This window comes from Glaciimonas sp. GNP009, assembly GCF_054343755.1.
On sequence record NZ_JBTGUV010000004.1, the window covers coordinates 5,091,940 to 5,110,129 of the forward strand.

At 48.9% G+C, this 18,190-nt stretch carries 20 protein-coding genes; 9 read left to right on the forward strand and 11 right to left on the reverse strand.

Features of this window, described 5'->3' with window-relative positions:
- Position 1: 1 nt before the first annotated feature.
- The 3 genes from pcaCD to ACXX82_RS23425 all read left to right on the forward strand — a co-directional run bounded on the left by pcaCD (position 2) and on the right by ACXX82_RS23425 (position 3,131).
- Entirely contained in the window at positions 2-1,264 is a 1,263-nt protein-coding gene (pcaCD, locus tag ACXX82_RS23415; RefSeq protein ID WP_458563814.1) for a bifunctional 4-carboxymuconolactone decarboxylase/3-oxoadipate enol-lactonase PcaCD, read from the forward strand.
- Positions 1,265-1,665: 401 nt separating this feature from the next.
- Positions 1,666-2,250, forward strand: a complete 585-nt coding sequence (locus ACXX82_RS23420) for a DUF4142 domain-containing protein (RefSeq protein ID WP_322238868.1) — start codon at positions 1,666-1,668, stop codon at positions 2,248-2,250.
- 371 nt (positions 2,251-2,621) lie between these two features.
- Positions 2,622-3,131, forward strand: coding sequence for a nucleoside deaminase (locus ACXX82_RS23425; RefSeq protein ID WP_322238871.1), 510 nt, complete (start codon positions 2,622-2,624; stop codon positions 3,129-3,131).
- Positions 3,132-3,214: 83 nt separating this feature from the next.
- Here ACXX82_RS23425 and ACXX82_RS23430 read toward each other — a convergent pair whose 3' ends face one another.
- The 6 genes from ACXX82_RS23430 to ACXX82_RS23455 all read right to left on the reverse strand — a co-directional run bounded on the left by ACXX82_RS23430 (position 3,215) and on the right by ACXX82_RS23455 (position 8,797).
- Positions 3,215-3,910, reverse strand: a complete 696-nt coding sequence (locus ACXX82_RS23430; RefSeq protein ID WP_322238874.1) for a nitroreductase — start codon at positions 3,908-3,910, stop codon at positions 3,215-3,217.
- Between the two features lie 295 nt (positions 3,911-4,205).
- Complete coding sequence (locus ACXX82_RS23435; RefSeq protein WP_458563815.1) at positions 4,206-5,366, reverse strand: alpha-hydroxy acid oxidase; 1,161 nt, start codon at positions 5,364-5,366, stop codon at positions 4,206-4,208.
- A 129-nt stretch (positions 5,367-5,495) separates the two neighbouring features.
- A complete protein-coding gene (locus ACXX82_RS23440; RefSeq protein ID WP_458563816.1) occupies positions 5,496-6,476 on the reverse strand; it encodes a Bug family tripartite tricarboxylate transporter substrate binding protein in 981 nt (326 codons plus the stop codon).
- A gap of 49 nt (positions 6,477-6,525) precedes the next feature.
- Positions 6,526-7,452, reverse strand: a complete 927-nt coding sequence (locus ACXX82_RS23445) for a fumarylacetoacetate hydrolase family protein (RefSeq protein WP_458563817.1) — start codon at positions 7,450-7,452, stop codon at positions 6,526-6,528.
- On the reverse strand, positions 7,449-8,330 hold the full coding sequence (locus ACXX82_RS23450) for a TauD/TfdA dioxygenase family protein (protein WP_458563818.1): 882 nt from the start codon (positions 8,328-8,330) through the stop codon (positions 7,449-7,451). Before ACXX82_RS23450 ends, ACXX82_RS23445 begins: the two co-directional genes overlap by 4 nt.
- The gene (locus ACXX82_RS23455; RefSeq protein WP_458563819.1) at positions 8,327-8,797 is read right to left on the reverse strand and encodes a nuclear transport factor 2 family protein; all 471 of its coding nucleotides are present in this window, start codon (positions 8,795-8,797) and stop codon (positions 8,327-8,329) included. Before ACXX82_RS23455 ends, ACXX82_RS23450 begins: the two co-directional genes overlap by 4 nt.
- A 123-nt stretch (positions 8,798-8,920) precedes the next feature.
- Here ACXX82_RS23455 and ACXX82_RS23460 point away from each other — a divergent pair, with 123 nt between their 5' ends.
- Together ACXX82_RS23460 and ACXX82_RS23465 are read left to right on the forward strand one after the other, a co-directional pair.
- A complete protein-coding gene (locus ACXX82_RS23460) occupies positions 8,921-9,829 on the forward strand; it encodes a LysR family transcriptional regulator (protein ID WP_458563820.1) in 909 nt (302 codons plus the stop codon).
- Positions 9,830-9,923: 94 nt separating this feature from the next.
- Positions 9,924-10,601, forward strand: coding sequence for an HAD family hydrolase (locus ACXX82_RS23465; protein WP_322238894.1), 678 nt, complete (start codon positions 9,924-9,926; stop codon positions 10,599-10,601).
- 182 nt (positions 10,602-10,783) lie between these two features.
- Here ACXX82_RS23465 and cynS read toward each other — a convergent pair whose 3' ends face one another.
- From cynS to ACXX82_RS23485, 4 genes are all read right to left on the reverse strand, one after another.
- Positions 10,784-11,254 carry a cyanase gene (gene cynS / locus ACXX82_RS23470; RefSeq protein WP_322238897.1) on the reverse strand — a complete coding sequence of 157 codons (471 nt, stop codon included), beginning with the start codon at positions 11,252-11,254 and terminating at the stop codon, positions 10,784-10,786.
- Between the two features lie 151 nt (positions 11,255-11,405).
- On the reverse strand, positions 11,406-12,008 hold the full coding sequence (locus tag ACXX82_RS23475; protein ID WP_458563821.1) for a histidine phosphatase family protein: 603 nt from the start codon (positions 12,006-12,008) through the stop codon (positions 11,406-11,408).
- Positions 12,009-12,095: 87 nt separating this feature from the next.
- Entirely contained in the window at positions 12,096-12,482 is a 387-nt protein-coding gene (locus tag ACXX82_RS23480) for a DoxX family protein (protein ID WP_322238902.1), read from the reverse strand.
- Between the two features lie 118 nt (positions 12,483-12,600).
- Positions 12,601-12,987: a nucleotide pyrophosphohydrolase gene (locus ACXX82_RS23485; protein WP_322238905.1), complete on the reverse strand. Its 387-nt coding sequence runs from the start codon at positions 12,985-12,987 to the stop codon at positions 12,601-12,603.
- A 317-nt stretch (positions 12,988-13,304) separates the two neighbouring features.
- Between ACXX82_RS23485 and ACXX82_RS23490 the strand changes: the two genes are divergently transcribed.
- Complete coding sequence (locus tag ACXX82_RS23490; RefSeq protein ID WP_322238908.1) at positions 13,305-14,477, forward strand: DUF2252 domain-containing protein; 1,173 nt, start codon at positions 13,305-13,307, stop codon at positions 14,475-14,477.
- Positions 14,478-14,619: 142 nt separating this feature from the next.
- Positions 14,620-15,315, forward strand: coding sequence for a haloacid dehalogenase type II (locus ACXX82_RS23495; RefSeq protein ID WP_322238910.1), 696 nt, complete (start codon positions 14,620-14,622; stop codon positions 15,313-15,315).
- Between the two features lie 171 nt (positions 15,316-15,486).
- On the opposite strand, the gene ACXX82_RS23500 is transcribed toward ACXX82_RS23495, so the two are convergent.
- Positions 15,487-16,140 carry a HugZ family pyridoxamine 5'-phosphate oxidase gene (locus ACXX82_RS23500; protein ID WP_322238912.1) on the reverse strand — a complete coding sequence of 218 codons (654 nt, stop codon included), beginning with the start codon at positions 16,138-16,140 and terminating at the stop codon, positions 15,487-15,489.
- A 361-nt stretch (positions 16,141-16,501) separates the two neighbouring features.
- On the opposite strand from ACXX82_RS23500, the gene ACXX82_RS23505 reads away from it, so the two are divergent.
- Complete coding sequence (locus ACXX82_RS23505; RefSeq protein WP_458563822.1) at positions 16,502-17,629, forward strand: hypothetical protein; 1,128 nt, start codon at positions 16,502-16,504, stop codon at positions 17,627-17,629.
- A gap of 28 nt (positions 17,630-17,657) precedes the next feature.
- Complete coding sequence (locus ACXX82_RS23510; RefSeq protein WP_322238917.1) at positions 17,658-18,125, forward strand: Lrp/AsnC family transcriptional regulator; 468 nt, start codon at positions 17,658-17,660, stop codon at positions 18,123-18,125.
- Positions 18,126-18,190: the final 65 nt, after the last annotated feature.

Here is an 18,190-nt window from a genome sequence, read left to right on the forward strand (position 1 = left end):
CATGAGCTACGACCCGATCGACCATGATTTTGAACGTGGTATGGAAAACCGTCGGCGCATCCTCGGTGATGAATGGGTCAACCGTTCCGTTGCCAACGCGACCGAATTCAATGCCGAATTTCAACATTTGATCACGCGATTTGCCTGGAATGATATTTGGGGACGCCCCGGATTAGAGAAAAAAACCCGCCGCGTGATTGTTCTGGCTATCACCATGGCACTCAGCCGTTGGGAAGAATTCGAACTGCATGCGCGCGCAGCCCTGTTGGGTGATCCAGAAACGCGCCTGACGCCGGATGAAATGAAAGAAGTGTTGATGCAGGCTGCGATTTATGCAGGCGTACCAGCGGCCAACACGGCTTTCACGCATGCGCAACACATCTTGCGTGAGATCGGCGCACAAATTGGTTATCCTCTATTACCGTTGCTACCAGCAAATACTTGTCATCCAGGAATTGGTCAGGAGGGTCTCACAACTAGCAAACCTGCATTGCATTACAGCGTGCGCGCACCGCGTAGCGGTAAAGCACCACGCCATACCGTCATGCTCAGTCATGCGCTGGGCTGCGACCTGACCATGTGGGACGGTTTGGCAAACTTGCTGGCAGCCGATTGCCGAGTCATCACTTATGACCAGCGCGGGCATGGCAGTTCCGATGCACCGACCGGTTTAACGACAATCACCGAACTTGCCGACGATGCGGCACGGCTATTGCGCGAGCTCGATTCTGGCCCGGTCGTGTGGATCGGTCTGTCGATGGGGGGCATGGTCGGTCAGGAGCTGGCAATCAATCATCCATCGCTCATTGCAGCGTTGGTCATCGCCAATTCAACTTCTTGCTATCCTGATGCAGCGCGAGAAATGTGGCAGCAACGGATAGAGACCGTTCGCAGCAAAGGTCTGGAAGCCATTGCTGAAGCCGTCATGGGACGGTATTTTAACGACCGGTTCCGTACTGAGCACAGCGCCACCGTAACACGCTTTCGCCAGCGTCTGATCAGCACTGATGTTGACGGCTATATAGCTTGCTGTCATGCGGTTGGAAACGTGGATACCACTGCACAACTAGCGCAGATTGCGGTACAGACTTTGGTGATTGCCGGTGCACAAGATCAAGGAACGCCATTAGCCATGTCGCAAACGCTATGTGAAAAAATCTCCAACGCACAACTGATTGTGCTGGAGGATGCCTCGCATCTGAGTGCAATCGAACAACCGGAGGCGTTTGCAAAAGCAGCTCTGCAATTTATAGCGGATTTGTAGCCAATTCTGAGTAACCTAAAGCGCGGCCTTGGTTGTGGCAAGGCGCTAAAATCAGGGCGGCAATCTCAATAGAGGGCAGGCAAAATTTGCCCATTATTCTCATTATTTACTCTTGGTTCACCTATTCTTGACCATTTCTTCGACCCCGCGTTAACCGTGCATATCGGTTAAGCCTGATGCACGACCATCATTTCAATTCAGTATTTCCCGCCACTCCAATCAAAAATCGCACGATTTACTTCTGATAAACCATGGGGATCGCATCTACATGGCGCTGCACGAGACTCCCGCTATTTATTGCTACCTCAACAAGTCTTACAACGGAGAGAGGCTTTGTCTGATGTTAATGGCGGTATTTGGAAGATAAGGTGTCGCTTAATCAAACGAATTCAGGAGAAATCATGACTACGATATCCCGCTTACAGGCACCCGTCTTTACCGCAAAAGCATCTCATAAAATGTTGCAGTTGCTGGGCATAACTGTGCTGGGAGTCGCTGCAATGGCGGTGACCGCACATCACGCACACGCCGCTGATAGTTTGGCGCGGCAGGATAAAAGCTTTCTGACCAATGCCGCTGAATCCGGGAATGCTGAAGTTAAGGCTAGTCAATTGGCGCTGCAAAAAAGCAGCGATCCTGATGTTAAATCCTTCGCCCAAAAAATGATTGATGACCATACGAAAGTTGGCGACGATCTGAAAACGCTCGCAGCATCGAAAAGCGTGACCGTACCGGATGATCCCAGCATAGCGCAAAAGGCCAAAATTCTGGTTCTAAGCAAACTGGATGGGCACACGTTTGACAAGCAATATGCTGGAATGATTGGCGTCTCGGCGCATAAAGATGCAGTCAGTTTATTTAAAAAAACCGCTGCCAGCGCCAAAGATGCAGACATCAAACAATTTGCTGCAAACAATTTGCCCGCCCTGCAAGAGCATCTGCAAATGGCAACGCAACTAAAGTCGACAGTTGACGCTAAGAAATAAGTAGCCTCTCAATCTAAACGAAGTTCACCATGCCCCGTGGTGATAAGTTCGCATACCGATAGGAAAAAATGCCAGATCGGTGTTATCAGTTCTTAAAATTGAACTGTGAAGCGGTTGAGCGCTCCTTGACCGCCCATGCTGTTCACAATCAAAAAAAGGGATAAGCGAAATACCTCCTGCAACATAAATTATGAGGAAGTGCTTAAGGTTATATGAAAGTCCGGCTATTGCGGAAATGCCGTTCAGCTAAAAACTGAGCGGCATTTTTTTGTGAGTGCTATTGTTACCACTGACCTGAGACCAACCCAGTAATGGAAGCCCGCTGCGTTCAGCCAGAATCTATTGACAATCACCTTTAATAAAAAAATGGCATGAATCACTCCACCACAATCTCTACTCAAACACTGTCCAGCCGCGATCTGGCGCTATTGCGCCAGTCAATCACCTTGTCCGACGAGTCGAAGCAACGTGGGCGTCATCCATTTGCAGCATTGGTGGCCGATGAGGACGGCAACGTGGTTGTCACAGCGGGTAACAATTCAATGCCACCAGAAGGTGATCCAACCCAGCATGCGGAACTGATCGCCGCGGCCCAAGCGGCGCAGAAACTAAGCCCGGAACAACTTGCGAAGAGTACGCTTTATACCAGCGCTGAACCCTGTTGCATGTGCGCTGGCGCCATCTACTGGACTGGTATTGGCCGCGTAGTGTATGCCTTGTCCGAGCATACTTTGTTAGGACTGACGGGAGATCATCCAGAAAACCCTACCTTTTCATTACCTTGTCGGGAAGTATTTGCGCGCGGTCAACGCAAAGTCACGGTGGTTGGGCCGCTGCTGGAGGACGAGGCCGCGAAACCGCACGAGGGCTTTTGGAAATAGGCATCACAAAAACCGACTTAACACCATTTTTTCTTGGTTTGGCAGATACTCAGACCAGCCTACAAGGTGGCTGGTAACTGCTGTCACTCGATAAATGTTACGAATTCTGTGACCGGCACGCGTTCAGTCACCAGCGTATTTTCGATCTTACTCATATCGGCGAATCCCAGGGACATGCCGCACACAAAGGTTTCGCTCTCAGGCAATTTCAAGACGTCACTGATGACGCGATGGAATTGCGTGAAGGCTGCTTGAGGACAGGTATCAAGCCCGCGTCCGCGGGCCGCGATCATAATGTTTTGCAGAAACATTCCATAATCCAGCCATGAACCTTGCTCCATTGATCGGTCTATTGTAAAAATAAGCCCGACCGGTGCGTCGAAGAACGTATAGTTACGACCGTGTTGCGTATGCATTCCTGACTTGTTCTCACGTGTCAGGCCTAATAATGCATACAAGTCCCAACCGACTTTACGTCGTCGCTCAATGTAAGGCGACACCCATTCAAGTGGATAGTAACGATATGCCTGTTTATGCTGACTCGCTTCCTCAGGGTTATCATGGATTTTTAGTATTTCGGCACACAGTCGCTCCTTCGGCGCGTCGGTCAATACATAGACTTTCCATGGTTGAATATTGGTACCGGACGGTGCACGTGCTGCCACTTCAAGGATTTTCTCGATATCCTCGCGCGCAACTGGCGTCGGTAGAAAGGCGCGGATCGAACGGCGGGAAGTGATCGCCGCGTCGACAATTTTTTGTTCGGTAGTTTCTATCATGATCGTTTTCAGGCAATTTTCAGGCAAAGTAGCCAATTCGTCCGGATTGCAGCAGATCAGTGACGATGCGAGTCAGTAACGATGCAAGTCAGGACATTGGAAAGACTTTATAAATCCGCAGAAGACGACCAATAAAATTTCGAACCATGAACATCTTCCTGTCGACAAGATACACCAACAAGGCGAAGCCGTAAAATACCCTCCAACCCTGATCACGCTATGCGGCCCATAGCGGCACACAGTAAATCATCTATTTTATATCGATCAATTCGACTGCGCGAAGTCATCTGGTCCTTTAGATCAGCATATCCTTAAACAGCATTCGTCCCGTGATCTGGTCCATAGAGCGGGCTCCACATAGCTGCATCGTCCTGACCAATTCGTCTTTCAAGATCGACAAAGCACGGCTGGCACCCGGCTCCCCCGCACACGCTGCACCAAATAAGGTGGCGCGGCCAAGCATAACGCCTTGAGCGCCCATTGCCAGCGCTTTGACGATATCACTGCCGCGCCGCACACCGCCATCGAGTAAAACAGGGATTCGCCCATTGACTGCCTTGACCACCGCCGGCAGCGCATCAAAGGTAGCGACTGCGCCATCTAACTGCCGCCCACCATGATTGGAAACGACCATCGCGTCACATCCCATCAACGCAATACGGTTAGCATCCTGAGGATTAAGAATGCCTTTGACAATCAACTTACGCGGCCAGGTATCGCGAATTTTTTTAAGGCTGTCCCAATTGAAGGATGGGTCATAATTACGACCCACCGACGAAGCAATCGCGGTCGAATTGGTCGCCTTCGCATCAAGCCCGATCAAGTTCTCCATGACGGGCATACCATATCTGATGATGCCCGAAAGCCACGCCGGGTGTAGTCCAAAATCCAGCATATTCTTGATCGTAAAACCGAATGGGATCGAAAAATCATTACGGTAATCGCGCTCGCGTTTACCGCCAACCGGCAAGTCAACGGTGATCACCAATGCCTCGTAATCTGCTGCCAAGGCCCGCGCGATCAACTTCTCCAAAAATGGTTTATTACGTAATATGTAGGCTTGAAACCATAGTCGGCCTGGCGCTGCTTTGGCAATCTGCTCAATCGAGGCAGTCGCCGTACTGGATAATGTGTACGGAATACCGGCGGCAATGGCCGCACGGGCGATGGCAATATCACCACCACGCCAACCAAAACCGACCGCACCGGTCGGCGCTATCGCCATTGGCAATGCTGCCGGCGCACCCAAAATGAGAGTATTGGTATCGATACGCGATACATCATGTAATATTTCAGGCATTAACCGTGTGCGTCTGAATGCTGCTGTGTTATCACGCAGCGTGACCTCATCTTCGGCCCCACCGTCAAAGAAATCAAAGACTGCACGGGGCAACCGTCGCTGCGCCGCGGCTCGCAGATCTTCTATTGAATACGCTTTGGCTACGTTATAAGACATACCTGAACCTGGTTAATAAGTGGCAAAATGAGCGGTGATGACATGCTAGCTTCATGCCCCGGCAACGCAAGCACCAAAGAAAGAATAGCTGAATGAAGGAGTGCAACGACTCGGTCAATCGACCAGACTTTATTCCGCCTTAATCTGCGCCGCTTTAATCAGATCAGCCCAGCGCGTGTAGTCACGCTTTAGGTAGATACTAAATTCCGTAGGAGAATCGCCGACAATCACCGCGCCGAGTTTTTCCAGTTGCGCTTTGACTTCCGGTTTGGCAAGCGCCTTGACCATGGCGTCATTGAGCCGCTTGATCACTGCGGGAGGTGTTTTGGCCGGTGCCAACATGCCTACCCAAGGTGCTGTCTCTTCAAATCGAGGAAAGCCAACTTCCGACATAGTCGGCGAATCAGAAAATCGCGGCATTCTTTTTGCCGTGCCAACTGCCAAAATTTTCACGCGCTTGGCTGCGACATTTTCTGCCAGTCCGATGATCGGGTAAAACATAAAATCAACTCGACCCGCCATGACTTCCATCAGCGCTGGTGCATTGCCTCTGAACGGCACGTGGACCATTTTAGTTTTGGCTTGAGCGGCCAGTAGTTCACCAGCAAGATGGCCAGAACCACCGTTTCCGGAGGATGCGAACGTTACTGCATCAGGATGCGATTGCGCTTTTTTAATCAGATCCTGCATCGACTTGAGTGGCGAATCGTAAGCGGTTACCGCCACCAAAGGCAGCGTTGCTGCATTCGAAATTGGCACGAAGTCAGTCTTGGGATTATAGCCAGCCTGTTCACCCAGCAGAATGGGATTAACATTCAGTCCCAGTGAAGTGAACAAAATACTATAGCCATCCGGTGCAGCGGCTTTGATTTCTCGCGTGGCAATCATCGAACTCGCGCCGGGCTTGTTTTCAACAATAATTGATTGCCCCAGCACAGCTGACATATCCTTGGCCAAGACACGCGCAATGATATCGGTTGGTCCGCCAGCAGCAAACCCGACCAGCAAATGGATAGGTCTGTTTGGATAATCAGAAGCCGCAAATGCTGGCGACACTGCGCTACACAATAAGAGCCCACCGGCAATCAAACCAACCAACGTATTTTTCATCAAAAGTCCCCTAATTTTTCTATTTTTTTGTTGCAGTAACTGCTGGTCGTCAAACGATCCGGTGCGCCATCGTGCCCACGCTAGTCACCTCAAAGCGCAGCTGATCGCCCGGCTGCAGATACTGCGGCGGTTGACGGAAAGCGCCAATTCCGGCGGGTGTGCCGGTACTGATAATGTCGCCCGGCTCTAACGTCATATATTGAGAAATATAGGCAATGAGCGTTGCCACCGGAAACAGCATATCTGCGGTATGACCGTGCTGCATGCGATGATCATTTAACCAGGTCGATACTTCCAGTGTCTGCGGATCGGGAATTTCATCGCGAGTAACAATCCAAGGCCCCATTGGAGCAAAGCCGTCCATACTTTTGGCAAACGTCGTCTGAGGTGGCGTAGTATCGAGCTGAAATTCCCGCGCACTCAAGTCGTTCAGAATGGTGTAGCCAGCGACCAACGAAAGCGCATCCTCTTCCAACACATTTTTTCCATAGCCACCAATCACAACAGCCAACTCGACCTCGAAATCCAGCTTAGTCACAAGAGTCGGTCGGGGAACTGGCGCACCCGGCGCTGTCACCGACGACGCTGCTTTAAAAATAATACGCGGATGCTCAAATGGGGCCACGCCTGTTTCTTTTGCATGGTCGGCGTAGTTGCGTCCTACCCCAATAATTTTTCCCGGGCGTGGGACCGGAGCGTATAGCTGGACATCTTTGAGCAAATCCCATTGCACCGCTGGATTTTCAAGCGCAGACTGAACATGGCGCTGTAAAGCGGCAATCGCTTCCGAGCCAGACTGTAACCAACGCAGTATGCCGCATGCTGCTGGCCTGATACCGGCCGCCGCAGTATGACGATGCGTATCCACCGACACTGGCAAAGCAGCTATCCAAGCGCTGATGTCTAGTATCCGTTCCTGAACTACCACGCCGGTAAGAATGGCGCTATTGGGCTTGCGATAGGTAATCAGTTTCATGCCTGGACATTCCCAAAGTAACGCGTCGCTGCCACCTGGCAGCGCTTAATGTAACGGTGTTCATCACGGCCGTAATCGGCCACAGCGTTGTGTAATGTTCCCATGTTGTCCCACATGAGAACGTCGCCCACACTCCAACGATGCCGATATTGATATTTTGGTTGTAATTGGTGCTCAAACAAAAATGCCAAAATACGATCGCTTTCATCTTCCGGTAGTTCGTTGATACGCATGGAATAGCCCGGATTTGCATACAGTACCTTTTTGCCGGTAATCGGGTGTTGTAAAAACACCGGATGCGAAACTGGCGGCTTGGCTTGCCGCTGCGCAGCGGTGAGCGCTGGCCGGGAACTGCCTTTTTCCAAGCGCATCTTATCCCAAAATTTGGCAAAATCGTGCGTGACGGTCATGCCATCAAGTTTGACTTTCAATTCTTCAGGCAGGTCTTCATAGGCGGCATGCATATTGCAAAATTCGGTATTGCCCAGTGGTTCACCGTCGCGATGCGGAACCTCAAGGGCGTATAAAACATTAGTAAATGCGATCATATTGCTATAAGACATGTCGGTATGCCAGTCCTGACCAGCATCACTTAGGCCAAGCGGTTTGCCATCTTGATCAACTTTATTGGAAAGAATCATCAACTGCGGCAAGCCAGGCTCTTGATACGCGTTGGCGACGTTGACTTCAAGCCGACCAAAGCGCGCGGCGAACTCACACAGTTGTGCCGAGGTCAATTCCTGCTTTGGATAGCTGAGAACGCCATATTTGCCTAGCCCTTGCTCCAGCGCAGTAAACTGTTCATCCGACAATGGTTGAGACAGATCGATACCTTCGACCCGCGCACCAAGCGTTTTTCCACTTTCCACGAAATTCATAGTTGTTTCTCCATTTTTTTAGGCTGGTTGGGCGTCTCGGGAAGGACGAATTCAAATTCAGGCGTCAGTGTCAGTTCAGCTATTTTCCAGACGCCGTCAGTCGGTCGCAGCGTGGCGTTCATGATGGACAGTCGCAACGGCTGGCTTATTTCTACCGCACCGGTATGGTATGCGCCGTCATCAAACCGATAGGCGGTCATATACGCGACCAGTTGCACCGCTGTTTGCGAAGCTGATGCGATAAAACTGTTCGTGATGACATGGCGAATTCTCTGCGTGAGTGATCGTTGCAGCATTGCTTGCATCATTTGGGTGCGACCTTCGAGGATTTTTCCCTGCCGATGCCACTTTCCATCGGGTTCAAAAAGGGCAATGAGTTCGTCGTTTTTAGATTCATCCAGGAAATAAAATAGCTGATGAATCAGCTGCGTACATCCGGGCAAATCGTTAAGCGAATCCGTCGTCATGCATTTATCCCGGTTGAGCTACTTTTTATTTTTTATCTCAGATTATTCTACCTTCTCCTATTTGATCCAGATAGAATCCAATAGTAAATATATTGTTCTCATTTTGGAAACAGAGAAACACTCATGGATCGACTGCGATGTGTTGAAGTATTTAATGAAGTAGCGCGTAGCCGCAGTTTCTCGGCAGCAGCGCTGAGGCTGGGCATGGCCAAAGGTAACGTCAGCAAGCACGTGGCGTGGCTGGAAGAGTTGTTAGGTGCGCAACTACTCACTCGGACTACCAAAAGTGTCAATCTTACCGATGCAGGCATTTCCCTGCTGGAGCACGGCCAAGACCTGATTGACCGCTTCGACTTGGTGCAGGAGGTCGTTCGTGGTGCAGCTATGTCAGCCCGAGGTACGATTCGGATAGGCACACCACCGTCGTTTGGGGCAGTTCAACTGGTGCCGCTGATCACGGAATTCTCGACGCTGCATCGAAATATCCAGTTTGCGATACATTTGGACGATGGCAAACTGGATCTCGTCAGCGAGGGCCTCGATCTTTCAGTGCGTATCGCCCCGTGGCTAAAAGATACTAGTCTGGTGGCAAAGAAGCTTGGCAACGCGCCGCAAGTGCTGGTGGCCTCGCCCTCCTATCTGGCTACCAAAGGACAGCCCCAGAAACCGCAGGATTTGCTATCCCATGATTGTCTGGTGAATGCATTGAAATCACCAACAAATTTTTGGATACTTACGGGACCGCAAGGCAAAGCTTCTATAAGGGTTTCCGGCAGCATGCGGTCGGACTTTGGGGATGCCTTACGCCACGCTGCAATTCTAGGGCATGGCATTGCAATGCATCCGACATACATGGTGGCGCAGGATATCCAGGCACAAAGACTAAGCCTCGTGCTGCCGGAATACACACCGACCGGGCTTGACATTTACGCCGTGTATCCTAGTCGAAGAAATATGCCAGGGCGCGTCCGACTATTTTTGGAATTTTTGCAAGAGCGATTCGAAACTGCGGCGATGGAGCAACTACAATAGTCGACAGGATGACCTTACTTAAAAAATTAATGTGATTTATTTTGGCCGAAATCGGGCCAACAACGGGCTGACCAACTTATAAGGAAAACTCACATTGACTGATCAATACTCATCGGCGCTCACCGGTCGCTACAGCGCGTTCCTTTTCGATATGGATGGAACGCTCCTTAACTCTATCGCTGCGGCAGAGCGCATTTGGCGCGCCTGGGCGATCCGTCACGGTCTCGATGTTGATGCCTTTCTGCCGACCATTCACGGTGCGCGCGCCATTGACACCATTACGCGGCTGTCGATACCGGGCATGAATTCGGAACGCGAAGCCTTCGGCATTACCCAAGCGGAAATCGCCGACGTAGAAGGCATTATCGAAATTTCCGGTGCGGTAAAATTTTTACGGTCCTTACCATCCGAGAAATGGGCAATCGTCACTTCGGCTCCACTCGCGCTGGCAATACAACGCCTGAAGGCCGCGGGCGTTCCTGTTCCCGCTGTGATGGTGACGGCTGATGATGTTGCTAACGGCAAGCCAAACCCTGCTTGCTATCTTCTTGCCGCCGCCAAACTGGGTGTGGATGTTGCGGATTGTCTTATATTCGAAGACGCCGATGTCGGCATTCTCGCGGGCGAGGCCTCTGGCGCGCGGGTGATAGTTGTTACATCAACCCATGTTCATCCCATGGACACGCCGCATGCATCGATTGGCAATTACGACACGATCATAGCAAAAGTCGATGACGAAGGATTCATTGTGTTTGAAGAACGAACATTCTGATTAAATGCTCGCCGCAGCGCCAGCGCCCAACGCGACTGTGTCGACGCATTTTGCATCAACCACCAGCGCCGTATAAGGCGGCGGTGGCTACCATACGAATAGCGCCACTCTCAATATCAAACCCAATCAATGTTCTTGGTTATATCAGGCAAAGACCACTGTCGAGAACTAGAAATACGCAATTAAAACGGTTTATTCGGCAAGAATTTTCCATCCAGCGTAATCAGCGCACGTGAGCCACCATCCGGATCGTCGACTTTTTTAATATTCAGTTTAAAATTAATAGCGCTAATAATCCCATCACCAAACTGCTCATGCACCAACGCTTTCAATGTCGTGCCGTAAATCTGGACCATTTCGTAAAAACGATAAATGGTCGGATCGGTTGGGATACCACCGGCAATACTGCCTCGCAACGGGATGGACTGTAATTCAGCTGCGTCCTGCGCATCAAGACCTAAGCGTTGGCAAACGATTTCGGCGACGTTTTTTGGCAATGCATGTTGGCCTAATAACGCTGCCGTGATATAGACGATACTCAGTCCGGTGTCGGCGGCTATTTGCTCCCACGAGAGATCCTTCAACGCCTTAGCCACAATAACGCGCGACGTGAGCGCGTGGCGGGAATCTTGATAAACGCTAGACTGTTGCATGGTGTTTTCCTTTAAATCGACGAAATGGGAACGTGAGCAAAATCAGGCGAGCGGTAAGCGATACCTAACGAACGTATTTTTTGAGACGTGACATACGCCTACATCAACGCTGTAACTTACCAATACTCCATAAACTCACACCGACAATCAGCTAGTTGACCGGGCAACTATTAGGCAATCCGTTCAACCCTTGCTTATCCAGACTAAAAGTCACTCGTCTATCGGCCGCTTCACCTGTAATACGCACCACATAGATACTATCAAAATCTCCCCGATCCCATAGCGGAACTTTTGCGGCTTCATTTTTATCCATGCTTTCTACCAGACTTTGAACAATTTTCTGTGCCCAAGTGTGCTCCCAAGCCACGAATATCACCGCATTTTTATAATTCGGCGACAACAGCGCCGCTTGAAGGTCGGCACTATCTTTAATTCCAAATTGTAAATTGATTGGCAAACCAAGGCGAACAGCTGTTGGCTCAATCGTTGCTAATGGTCGAACATAAAAGAAAATTTTGCCACTTTCCTTTTGAAGCGCAGTAGGATTAGGATTAGGGGCAAAAATTGCGTCAGGCTTGCCAAATTTATTAATCAAATTCGCTGGCAACGCAAGTGAGCGATTCAATCCCTGGCAGTTTAATTGGCCGAATTCACTTTCTGGCTTTTCACCGTGTCGGATGAAAACAATAGTTTCATCTGCGAGGACATTGGTACAGAAAAATAGAAATAATAATGTGGCGGCAATTTTCGTCATTCTTGGCTCCCATTTTTTATGTCGGTTTTCATATGACACGATTGTTTCTAGCGCCCCGATTGTATCTCCCGAGAAACAAAAATAGGATTAATTTCTTGACTGCGTAAAAGAGGCCGTTAGCGTCGACCACCAGATACACGCCAAAAGACCTAACTGCAAAACCAGTCTAAATGCTAGTAAACTTTCTGGAACGCTGGGAAACAGCTTAGCATTGCACCACATATAAACATTAGCGGGCGTCACCACAATAGTGAGGATGAATAGCCCAATCCCAGCCGCCCTCCTACATCCCAAAAATAGAAGCCCTATCGCACCGGCCAATTCGAAAAATCCACTGATGTAGACGGCCTGCATCTTAAACGGCAAGGTCGGTGGGATAATCTGCAAGAAAAAATCAGGAGCAATAAAATGCGCCACACCACCCACCAGAAACCATGTGAACACGATGGCTAAACCAACTTTTTTGAATAACATATTTACCCGTTTTTAACTTTAAAGCGCGCGATCAGTAACTCATATCAGCGCCATGCTCACCATTTAGCTCAGTTAACTACGTTCTCAAATGCGGTTTGGATGCAGTGCGAATGGTTTTTTACTTATATTCGTTATATTTCCTCGCGTCGCCTCGTACACGTTCGGCAGGATACTTGATCTCGTTAAGCGTAATTTTTTCTTTTGCAGCTTCGATCAAATCGACTTCCATTTTATCCGCAAGCATTACCAGATACAAAAATACATCTGCAATCTCATGACGAATTTCGACGCGCTTTTTAGTGCTAAGCTCATCCATAGTGCCGGTTTTGAGCCATTGAAACGGTTCCAGCAATTCTGCCGTCTCGACACACAAAGCGGTGGCCAGATTCTTCGGTGTATGAAACTGGTCCCAATCGCGCGCTGAAACGAAAGCACGCACCAAACTACGTATGTCAGTCAATGGATTCTCGGAAGACAATAAGGGCATTGGTGCTGGAGTCGTCATTTTTTCTGCCTTTGTATGAATCAATACCAGCGATTTTACAAGAGCAGGCACATCGTTGGCGTTACCTTTCGGTTGGGTGATGGATTGCTCTACGCCACTTTACGTCTTTGCATGCCAAATTAGAGTGCATTATGCGGTATAAAAAAAAGCCTGACGGAAGTGATGGACGATAAGGCAATCGCACGCAGATAATCTACATGTTGTTATTGGGTGCTTGAGCGATTATTAATGTTCTTTTTTTCGCCATAGTGCATGCAAGCGCTGTGCGATACCGGTAAAAATAATATCAACCTTAATTTTAGATTGGAGTGCGATTGATGAAAATTCCAGCCCCACATGGACGACAACCGCTATTAATCGCTCGCCGCAATCAAAAAATGGCACGTTCCCCGCACGCCTATGTACGCGGAAATACCGCGCAGTATTATGAGTGGTTGCATCACTTACATGGTCATACGCTGCCGCATGGCCCTCCGATCTGGATTTGTGGAGATTGCCACCTCGGCAATCTCGGTCCTCTAGCTGCGGCCGATGGCCATGTCGATGTACAGATACGCGATTTTGATCAGACGATTATCGGCAATCCTGCGCACGATCTTATCCGGCTTGGCCTTTCACTCGCCGCCGTCGCACGGGGTTCGCGCTTGCCAGGAATGGTGACCGCACAGATGCTTGAACATTTGGTGCTGGGTTATGAACAAGCCCTTGAAGCTGGCGATGAACGCGTCTCCATACAAAAACCGGAAGTCGTAAAGGTGGTGTTGCGTAGCGCAGTCAAGCGCTCATGGAAAGAACTCGCACGCGAACGGATCGACGACACCCGCCCCAATATTCCACTGGGGAAAAATTTTTGGCCGCTGTCAAAATCGGAGAAAAAAGGCATCGCGAGCATGTTTAAAACAAAAGAAATGATAAAACTTGTGACCACGTTGAAATCGCGTGACAGGGATGCAAAAATCGAAGTAATCGACGCTGCTTATTGGGTGAAAGGTTGCAGTTCATTAGGCCGATTGCGCTACGCAGTTCTAGTATGCGTCGGGGGGGATGATTTCTGCCTCATAGATATCAAAGAAGCCGTTATCGCTGCCGCGCCACGTTATCCGCACGTTAGTATGCCGCGTGATAACGCACGCCGTGTGCTGGAGGGCGCACGCCACATGTCGCCGGCATTAGGTGAACGGATGGTCGCACAGCGTTTTTTGGACCACGGCGTATTTATCCGCGAATTATTGCCGCAAGATCTGAAGTTGGAGATCGAGGAGCTTAAAGCTGATCAGGCAACCCACATGGCGCGTTATCTTGGATACGCCGTTGGTCGCGCCCATTCCCGACAAATGGATGATGATTCCCGCAGCAGCTGGCTTGGAGAACTGAAACTTAATCGGACTAAGACGCTGGCGACACCGGCGTGGCTATGGAGCAGTGTTGTGCACCTGGTCGCTAGTCACGAGGCTGGCTATTTAGAACATTGCCGTAAATATGCAATGTAAGCGATTTGCCTCCACTCTATCAGGAAGAGGCGATCAATTAATATTGGACATGTCTTTAACAAATGATTGGCAATAACGACAATTAAGTTGTAAATGATTTACAACTAAGCGCCAACAAAAATCTTTATTGATTAGGTGAAAAATGACACAAATAAAAATCTTGGCATTCGATATATTTGGCACAGTCGTTGACTGGCACGGCAGCATCTCACGAGAAATTGACGGATTGCAACTTGGCATCGACGGTGCAGAATTTGCTCTGGCATGGCGGGAAGGTTATAAGCCCGCCATGCAAAGAGTGATGTCCGGTGAGTTGGGATGGACGCTGATTGATGACTTACATCGCATTATTTTAGACGACATCCTTGAACGATTCGGTATCAATGGATTAAGCGAATCACAAAAACGTCACCTCAATAAAATCTGGCATCGCTTAGACACATGGCCGGATTCTGTCGAAGGACTTACGCGATTAAAATCAAAGTACACTATTTGTACCTTATCCAATGGCAATATCGGATTACTCACCAACATGGCAAAACGCGCAGGATTGCCATGGGATTGTATCCTGTCTGCCGAAGTATTTAAAAGATACAAGCCTGATCCTGCAACTTACCTTGGCGTAGCGAAAATATTTGACGTTGCACCAGACGAAGTCATGCTGGTCGCAGCGCATCAAGATGATTTGGATGCGGCGCACAATGTTGGCTTAAAAACTGCCTATATTGAGCGACCATTTGAGTTTGGTATCGCACAGATAAAGGACGTTTCTCCCCATCCTGAAAATGCGTTTCATGCTCCTAATCTTTTGGCGTTAGCAACAATCCTGGGATGTTAGACACTTACTCTTAAAGCGACTTACATATTTTTCAGGCTTCTACTATTTCAAATCAACCAAGACCAACGTCGTAGTCGCCATTTTCCAATGTATTTCCATTGTTTCGATAGATGACGTTATAACTTTCCTCTCAGAAAACAATCAATTCATCTGCTAAGACGAATGAATTGATTACTCGATGGCAGCAAGGAATCGTCTTACAACCTCGCCTACTTGTGAAACCGCGACAGGTGCATCCGCAAACCGCTGACGCGTGCGCTTGCCATTTTTTTCAACATCAAAACCGTAACAATCAATTCCCAGGATGCGTAACGGATTTGGATAGGTATTAGCGATGCCGTGAATCAACATTCTTTCATCCGCCACTGGCAATACTTCGAGGCTTGCCCACTCTTCGTTTTCGATCCATCCCATTTGTCCAAATCCACCGACATAACGGGATCGTTGAGGTGTTAATTGATGGAATGAAAAACCTCCCAGCGCCAAATAGTCCTTTGCATCCGGATGATAACGAAGATACCGTGCAATAAGATCTCCCGAGGGAATAATCGGCATGACGTCCCCGATGATCGAAATCCGCTCGGCCGTCAAGACATTCTGCCCGATTGAACTGTGAATTAAAAGGCTAGATCGAGAGTCAGTGAAGAGATTCTTCGTATGCTCAGCAAGGTCACTGAGCAGAAAGATCGGACAGTGTTGCTCGTCTAACGTGAATGGCAAGATGGTCGCAAAAGGATATCCAGCCACCTGCGTTGAGTGCGTCGCCAAGCTTCCCCAAGCGCCTTCGTGCATTAACTGAATGGCAGAAGCTAAAGTGATTTTCATATGCGCTTTTTATCGCTTGAATGCAAAAATTGAAGATTAAATTACGCCACTGAAACTATTGTTCTGCAGAAATTCCGACAACGATATAACCTATAAATGCCACGTCATGAATTATTATATGCGCTGATCATGCATAAAGTCTCTGATCAAATTATCTCTTAATATCTAGCGTCTGGTGATAGCAAATTGCTGCCATCTCATTGTAAAATTGACGGCAAACCACATTTATCCATTGTTTACTTTTAAACCGTGACGCATGCATGGCAAATATACCTTCGTGAAGTTTTCATCATCCTTGTTCGTGTCGTGGACACTTTTACTAGCGTTGGTGTTGACTCTCGCCAGCGCAAAGAGTTATGCGATGGATACAGTTATCGGCGCGGCGGTATCTGAAACCAGCGGTGCGACGCGGACAGCATCCAATCCACATCAAAGTAAGCAAAACCATAATTGTTCTTTACAAGCCATCGCAGAATGTTTTTTTAGAGTTAGCCTGGACGCCACGCATCCTGATGGCACTTTCGGATTTTATGCATCAACTCCAATCAATACTAACAATGTGCGCTTCAACGCCGCGTTGATTGTGATTCACGGTCACTCGCATGATGCAGCCAAGACATTCGATGCCGCCATTGCAGCGGCTACAACCGAACGTCTAAGCACCACATTAGTAATTGCTCCGTTGTTTCAGGTCAACGATACGAATGCAAAAAAATGCCGTTCTGAAGAGCAACAAACTGCACAGGCTAATGATTTTGTGTGGACGTGTGCCAGTTGGATGGAAGGTGGTTCGTCTCAGAATGACCCCAACCTGACATCCTTTAAAGCAATAGATAAGTTAGTCGAAAAAATAATCCAGCGCTATCCCACCATTCGTACCGTTACGATCGCCGGATTTTCGGCTGGGGCTCAGACAATACAACATTACATCGGTTTTTCCACGCTAGATGCTCAATCGTATTCAGTCCGCTACGTGATAGCAGATCCCGGCACCTGGCTATATTTTGACAACGACCGCCCGCAACCAATGATTGCCGATCGCCGAGTAACATGGCCTGAATGCGACGCAGACGGTCAGAGTGATTTTGCTAAATGTACTGTTAAGATTGTTTCCTCCTCAGAAATGATGAGTAGCTGCCCAACTTATAACAATTGGAAATACGGCATCGAGAATCTACCTAAGGTCCTGATGCAGAAACACACCGCGAATGCCGTACGTATCGCTTATCAAAGCGCCGACATAACCTACCTGGAAGCGGCCCTCGATAGCGATAACAGTAAAAAAGCGTCGTACAAGGTTCTCGATAAATCATGCGGCGCCGCCTTGCAAGGACCTTTTCGACTGCAACGCGGGCTGGCTTATGCGCTTTACGATCAACAAAAGCTGCGCTCACCACATCACAAGATGATGAAAATCGTACCTGATTGCGGCCATGATGTCAGCTGTGTATTTCCGTCCGAGAGTGGTCGACAAGCCCTTTTCCACTAACAAGTTCGAGCACAAATTAAGCGTTAATATGGACAAAATAGATAAACAAATTTTGGCAATCCTCCAAGAGGATGCGACGATTTCAGTGGCCGAAATTGCCGAGAAAGTAAGCCTGTCATCAACACCATGTTGGCGTCGGATTCAGAAATTGGAGGAAGAAGGTTATTTGCTTAGGCGCGTTGCACTGTTAGATGCCACCAAGCTCAATGTTGGCGTGACCGTATTCGTGTCGATCAAAACGAATCAACATAATGCTGCCTGGTTTGCGCAGTTCAGTACTAACATCAAGCTGATTCCGGAAGTAGTCGAGTTTTATCGCATGAGCGGAAATATCGATTATCTTCTGCGCATAGTAGTGCCCAATATCGCCGCATATGACAAGGTGTATCAGAAACTAACGCAATCAAATGCGCTGTTCGACGTCAACGCCAGCTTCGCGATGGAGAAGATTAAACACACTACCGCCCTGCCGTTAGGATATATAGACCCGGAATAGTTGCATCCTGACTAAAGTAGCGCGTTTAAAGGCTAACGTACTAATCGTTGGCCCGAAAAAATACC

Coding starts and splice junctions, on each gene's coding strand:
- ACXX82_RS23445 (WP_458563817.1), bottom strand. CDS start 7,452: ATGAAACTGATTACCTATCGCAAGCCCAATAGCGCCATTCTTACCGGC.
- ACXX82_RS23425 (WP_322238871.1), top strand. CDS start 2,622: ATGAATCACTCCACCACAATCTCTACTCAAACACTGTCCAGCCGCGAT.
- ACXX82_RS23420 (WP_322238868.1), top strand. CDS start 1,666: ATGACTACGATATCCCGCTTACAGGCACCCGTCTTTACCGCAAAAGCA.
- ACXX82_RS23435 (WP_458563815.1), bottom strand. CDS start 5,366: ATGTCTTATAACGTAGCCAAAGCGTATTCAATAGAAGATCTGCGAGCC.
- ACXX82_RS23475 (WP_458563821.1), bottom strand. CDS start 12,008: ATGACGAAAATTGCCGCCACATTATTATTTCTATTTTTCTGTACCAAT.
- cynS (WP_322238897.1), bottom strand. CDS start 11,254: ATGCAACAGTCTAGCGTTTATCAAGATTCCCGCCACGCGCTCACGTCG.
- ACXX82_RS23480 (WP_322238902.1), bottom strand. CDS start 12,482: ATGTTATTCAAAAAAGTTGGTTTAGCCATCGTGTTCACATGGTTTCTG.
- ACXX82_RS23500 (WP_322238912.1), bottom strand. CDS start 16,140: ATGAAAATCACTTTAGCTTCTGCCATTCAGTTAATGCACGAAGGCGCT.
- ACXX82_RS23440 (WP_458563816.1), bottom strand. CDS start 6,476: ATGAAAAATACGTTGGTTGGTTTGATTGCCGGTGGGCTCTTATTGTGT.
- ACXX82_RS23430 (WP_322238874.1), bottom strand. CDS start 3,910: ATGATAGAAACTACCGAACAAAAAATTGTCGACGCGGCGATCACTTCC.
- ACXX82_RS23455 (WP_458563819.1), bottom strand. CDS start 8,797: ATGACGACGGATTCGCTTAACGATTTGCCCGGATGTACGCAGCTGATT.
- pcaCD (WP_458563814.1), top strand. CDS start 2: ATGAGCTACGACCCGATCGACCATGATTTTGAACGTGGTATGGAAAAC.
- ACXX82_RS23450 (WP_458563818.1), bottom strand. CDS start 8,330: ATGAATTTCGTGGAAAGTGGAAAAACGCTTGGTGCGCGGGTCGAAGGT.
- ACXX82_RS23505 (WP_458563822.1), top strand. CDS start 16,502: ATGGATACAGTTATCGGCGCGGCGGTATCTGAAACCAGCGGTGCGACG.
- ACXX82_RS23495 (WP_322238910.1), top strand. CDS start 14,620: ATGACACAAATAAAAATCTTGGCATTCGATATATTTGGCACAGTCGTT.
- ACXX82_RS23460 (WP_458563820.1), top strand. CDS start 8,921: ATGGATCGACTGCGATGTGTTGAAGTATTTAATGAAGTAGCGCGTAGC.
- ACXX82_RS23510 (WP_322238917.1), top strand. CDS start 17,658: ATGGACAAAATAGATAAACAAATTTTGGCAATCCTCCAAGAGGATGCG.
- ACXX82_RS23485 (WP_322238905.1), bottom strand. CDS start 12,987: ATGACGACTCCAGCACCAATGCCCTTATTGTCTTCCGAGAATCCATTG.
- ACXX82_RS23490 (WP_322238908.1), top strand. CDS start 13,305: ATGAAAATTCCAGCCCCACATGGACGACAACCGCTATTAATCGCTCGC.